Source organism: Nocardioides sp. AX2bis, assembly GCF_902506435.1.
Taxonomy (GTDB): Bacteria; Actinomycetota; Actinomycetes; order Propionibacteriales; family Nocardioidaceae; genus Nocardioides.
Genome location: NZ_LR733215.1, coordinates 2,330,633 through 2,335,692 on the forward strand (window position 1 = coordinate 2,330,633; position 5,060 = coordinate 2,335,692).

Here is a 5,060-nt window from a genome sequence, read left to right on the forward strand (position 1 = left end):
GGGTCGGTCGGGTCGGGGTGGGCCAGGTCGAGGAACCGCCGGGCGAGGTCGTCGCCGCCCTGCGGGTCGCGCCCGATGACCAGCACGGTGTCGTCGCCGGCGATGGTGCCGAGCACCTCGGGCAGCTCGGCGCGGTCGAAGGCGGAGGCCAGGAACTGCGCCGCGCCCGGCGGGGTGCGCAGCACCACGAGGTTGGCGCTGGCCTCGGCGCTGACCAGCAGCTCGCCGCACAGCCGGGCGAGCCGCGCGGCGGAGGCCGCGGACTCGGACGGCAGCGAGGGTCGGCGGTCGCCGCCCTCGGCCGGGACGGCGTAGACCAGGGCACCGGCCGGGGTGCGGACCTTCAGCGCGTCGAGCTCGACGAGGTCGCGCGACAGCGTGGCCTGGGTGACGTGGACGCCGGACTCGGCGAGCAGCGCGGCCAGGTCGGCCTGGGACCGCACCTCGTGGTGGGTGACCAGGTCGATGATCCGCTGGTGCCGGGAGTTCTTGGTGGTGGGGCGCAGGGCCGACTCGGTCATGACGCCGCCAGCCCGGAGCGCGTGACGAGCCAGGCCAGCACGGCCTTCTGGGCGTGGCGGCGGTTCTCCGCCTCGTCCCAGACCAGGCTGCGCGGGCCGTCGAGCACCTCGCCGTCGATCTCCTTGCCGCGGTAGGCCGGCAGGCAGTGCAGCACCACGGCGTGCTCGGCGGCACGGGCCAGCAGGTCGGCGGTGAGACGGTGCCCGGCGAAGACCTTCTCGCGGGCCACCGACTCCGACTCCCGGCCCATCGAGACCCAGGTGTCGGTGACGACCACGTCGACACCGGAGACCGCGGCGACGGGGTCGGCCACGGTGGCGACGCTGCCGCCCGTACGGGCGGCGATCGCACCGGCCCGGGCGAGCATCGCGTCGTCCGGGACGTAGCCGTCCGGGGCGCTGACGCGCACGTGCATCCCGGCGGTGGCGCCCGCGAGCAGCCAGGAGCTGCCCATGTTGCAGGCGCCGTCGCCGACGAAGGCGACGCTGAGCCCGGCGAGGGTGCCGAAGCGCTCGCGGACGGTGAGCAGGTCGGCGACCAGCTGGCACGGGTGGAACTCGTCGGTCAGCGCGTTCACGACCGGCACCCCGGCGTGCTCGGCCATCGCGGCGAGGTCGGCCTGGGCGTAGGTGCGCCACACGATCGCGGTGACCTGCCGTCCGAGCACGCGGGCGACGTCGGGCACCGACTCGCGGCGCCCGATCGCTGCCAGCGCCCCGTCGATGAGCATCGGGTGGCCGCCGAGCTCGGCGATCCCGGCGCCGAACGAGACCTGCGTGCGCAGGGTCGGCTTGTCGAAGACCATCGCGACCGAGCGGGGGCCGGCCAGCGGCTTCGCGTCGTACGGCGCGGCCTTGAGCGCGGCCGCCAGGTCGAGCACCTCGGCCTGCTCGGCCGGGTCCAGGTCGTCGTCGGCGAGCAGGTGGCGCAGCCCGGGCCGGGGCGTGGTGGCGGGGGCGACGACAGGGGCGGTCACGCTCACGCCTGCGCCCCGTCGAGGATGTCGGGCCAGGCCGCCACGAACGCCTCGGCGTCGGCCTCGGTGAGCACCAGCGGCGGGGCCAGGCGGACCCGGTCCGGTGTGGTGGCGTTGACGATCCAGCCGCGCTCCTGCGCCGAGGCCACGACGTCGGGCGCCTTCTCGGTGCTCAGCGAGACGCCGATCAGCAGGCCCTCACCGCGGACCTCGGTGACCCGGGCATCGGCGGCGAGCCCGTCGCGCAGGCGGCGGCCGACCCGGTCGGCGTGCGCCATCAGGCCGTCGCCCTCGATGGTGGCGATCACGGCCAGCGCGGCCGCGCAGGCCACCGGGTTGCCACCGAAGGTGGTGCCGTGGTTGCCGGGCTGGAGCAGGTCGGCGGCCGCGCCGGTGGCCACGCAGGCCCCGATCGGGAAGCCGCCGGCCAGGCCCTTGGCCACGGTCACCAGGTCCGGGCGCACGTGCGGCTCGCCGCCGATGCCGGGCAGGTGGTGGGCGAACCAGGCGCCGGGCCGGCCCATGCCGGACTGGATCTCGTCGAGCCACAGCAGCGCGCCGTGCTGCTCGGTGAGCGCGCGGGCGTGGGCGAGGTAGCCCTCGGGCGCGACGTTGACGCCGGCCTCGCCCTGGATCGGCTCGAGCAGGACCGCGGCGGTCTCGTCGGAGACGGCGGCGTCGAGCGCGGCGGTGTCGCCGTACGGCACGAAGGTGACGTGGCCCGGGAGCGGCTCGAACGGCTCCCGGTAGGCGGCCTTCGAGGTGAGCGCCAGGGCGCCCATGGTGCGGCCGTGGAAGCCGTTCTCGGCCACGACGACGTGGGTGCGCCCGGTGCGGCGGGTGAGCTTGAAGGCGGCCTCGACGGCCTCGGCGCCGGAGTTGGCGAGGAAGACCTTCCCGTCGCCGGCGTCCACCAGCCGCAGCAGGGTCTCGGCCAGCTCGACCTGGGGGCCGGTGGTGAAGAAGTTCGAGACGTGGCCCAGCGTGCTCATCTGCTCGTGGACCGCCCCGACCAGCGCCGGGTGGGCGTGGCCGAGCGCGTTGACGGCGATGCCGCCGAGCAGGTCGACGTACTCCGTGCCGCCGGCGTCCCAGACGTGCGCGCCCTCGCCGCGGACGAGGGTGAGCTTGGGCGGGCCGAAGGTGTTCATCACCGCGTCGGCGTAGCGCGCGGTGAGGTCCTCGGTGGGCAGCGGCGGGGTCTGCGTCATCACGCGTCCTTCGGCTGGGGCTTGTGGCGGGCCTTGCGGTACTTCGTCTCGACGCCGGGCAGCACCTGGGTGCCGACGCCCTCGTCGGTGAAGAGCTCGAGCAGGACGGCGTGCGGCTCGCGCCCGTCGACGACGGTCGCGCGCGGGACGCCGTCGCGCACGGCGAGGTGGCAGGCGGCCATCTTGGGCACCATCCCGCTGGCCAGCGTGGGCAGCAGGGCGTGCAGGTTCTCGGGGCTGATCTCGTAGATCAGGTCGTCGCTGGCCGGCCAGTCGCGGTAGAGGCCCTCGACGTCGGTCAGCACGAGCAGCTTCTCGGCGCCGAGCGCCACCGCGAGGGCTGCGGCGGCGGTGTCGGCGTTGACGTTGTGGACCTGGCCGTCGACGTCGGGCGCCACCGAGGAGACGACCGGGATGCGGCCGGCCTCGATCAGGTCCTGGACGGCCTCGGGGCGCACGGACGCGACCTCGCCGACCAGGCCGAGGTCGACCTCCTCGCCGTCGACGACGGTGTTCGTGGCCTCGGCGGTGAACAGGCCGGCGTCCTCCCCGGACAGCCCGACCGCGAGCGGGCCGTGCTCGTTGATCAGCCCCACCAGCTCGCGCTGGACCTGGCCGACCAGCACCATGCGTACGACGTCCATCGCCTCGGGCGTGGTGACCCGCAGGCCGCCGCGGAACTCCGACTCGATGCCGAGCCGGTCGAGCATCGACGAGATCTGCGGACCGCCGCCGTGCACGATGACCGGGCGGAAGCCGGCGAAGCGCAGGAAGGCGATGTCCTCGGCGAAGGCGCGCTTGAGGACGTCGTCGGTCATCGCGTTGCCGCCGTACTTCACCACGACGACCTTGCCGTGGTAGCGCTTCAGCCAGGGCAGGGCCGCGGCCAGGGTCGTGGCCTTCTCGGGGTCGGCCGGCTGCATCTCGGAGAAGACCATGCCGGCGGTGTCGAGGCGCGGGTCGGGCTGGGTCTCGTCGTTCATGGTGGGCTCGCTCATGAGGAGTAGGCGCTGTTCTCGTGGACGTAGGCGTGGGTGAGGTCGTTGGTCCAGACCGTCGCGCGCTCGCCGCCGGACTTGAGGTCGATGGTCACCGTGACCTCGCGGGGCTCGAGGTCGACCTCGGTCGGGTCGGCCTCCGGGGTGCTCTCGCGGCAGACCCAGACCCCGTTGATGGCCACGTCGAGGTCGCCGGGGTCGAAGGTGGCCGCGGTGGTGCCGATGCTGGCCAGCACGCGACCCCAGTTCGGGTCCTTGCCGAAGACGGCGGCCTTGAAGAGGTTGGAGCGGGCCACGCTGCGGCTGACCTCGACGGCCTCGTCCTCGCTGACCGCACCGAGGGTGGTGATCGCGATCTCGTGGTCGGCGCCCTCGGCGTCCTTGAGCAGCTGCAGGGCCAGGTCGGTACAGGCCTGGGTCAGCGCCTCGGTGAAGTCCGGCAGGGCCGGGGTGATCCCGCTGGCGCCGCTGGCCAGGACGGTCACGGTGTCGTTGGTCGACATGCAGCCGTCGGAGTCGAGCCGGTCGAAGCTGACCCGGGTGGCCGCGCGCAGCGCCTGGTCCAGGTCGGCCGCGGGCACCACCGCGTCGGTGGTGAGCACGACGAGCATGGTGGCCAGCTGGGGCGCGAGCATGCCGGCGCCCTTGGCCATCCCGCCGACCGACCAGCCGGCCCCCTCGACGACGACCTGCTTGCTGATCGAGTCGGTGGTCATGATCGCGTGCGCCGCGTCGTCGCCGCCCTGGGGGGCGAGGGCGTCGTACGCCGCGTCGGCGCCGGCGAGCACGGTGCTGCGGTCGTTGGTCAGCCCGATCAGGCCGGTGGAGCAGACGACGACGTCACCGGCGCCGATGCCCGCGCGCTCGGCGACCCGCTCGGCGACCGCGTGGGTCGTGGCGAAGCCCTCCGGGCCGGTGTAGCAGTTGGCGCCGCCGGAGTTGAGGAAGACCGCGCGGACGACACCGTCCTTCACGACCTCCTGGCTCCACAGCACGGGGTTGGCCTTGCACCGGTTGGCGGTGAAGACGCTGGCCGAGTCGTGGGTCGGGCCGTCGTTGACCACGAGAGCCACGTCGCGCGCACCGGTGCTCTTCAGGCCGGCGGCGACGCCGGCGGCCCGGAATCCGGCGGGGTGGGTGATGCTCACGGGGTCTTCCTCTCGGGCTTGCGGCGGTCGCGCTTGCGGTCGTCGGACGGGCGGTCCGGGTCGGCCTCCGGGCGCTCGGGGCGCTCCGGGCGGTCGGGGCGGGCCGGGCGCTCGGGGCGCTCGGGTGCGATGCGGGGCGGCGCGTCCACGACGTCCAGGCCCAGCTCGGTCCACTGCTCGGCGACGACGTCGACGTCTCCGAGCG

The 5,060-nt window shown here is 74.4% G+C and carries 6 protein-coding genes; all 6 read right to left on the reverse strand.

All coding sequences use genetic code 11. From position 1 onward, the window contains the following. On the reverse strand, positions 1-521 hold a 521-nt coding region (locus tag GV155_RS11160; protein WP_160007957.1), incomplete at its 3' end, for an arginine repressor. Beyond that, a complete protein-coding gene (gene argF / locus GV155_RS11165) occupies positions 518-1,498 on the reverse strand; it encodes an ornithine carbamoyltransferase (protein WP_236554261.1) in 981 nt (326 codons plus the stop codon). The genes argF and GV155_RS11160, both read right to left, overlap by 4 nt. A gap of 2 nt (positions 1,499-1,500) precedes the next feature. Continuing rightward, entirely contained in the window at positions 1,501-2,709 is a 1,209-nt protein-coding gene (locus GV155_RS11170) for an acetylornithine transaminase (protein WP_160007959.1), read from the reverse strand. Next, positions 2,709-3,647, reverse strand: a complete 939-nt coding sequence (gene argB, locus GV155_RS11175; protein ID WP_160011194.1) for an acetylglutamate kinase — start codon at positions 3,645-3,647, stop codon at positions 2,709-2,711. The genes GV155_RS11170 and argB overlap by 1 nt, the downstream gene beginning before the upstream one ends. A gap of 56 nt (positions 3,648-3,703) precedes the next feature. Beyond that, positions 3,704-4,855 carry a bifunctional glutamate N-acetyltransferase/amino-acid acetyltransferase ArgJ gene (argJ, locus tag GV155_RS11180; protein ID WP_160007961.1) on the reverse strand — a complete coding sequence of 384 codons (1,152 nt, stop codon included), beginning with the start codon at positions 4,853-4,855 and terminating at the stop codon, positions 3,704-3,706. After that, positions 4,852-5,060, reverse strand: a 209-nt coding sequence (locus GV155_RS11185) for a hypothetical protein (protein WP_201300145.1), incomplete at its 5' end; no start/stop codon positions are given. The genes GV155_RS11185 and argJ, both read right to left, overlap by 4 nt.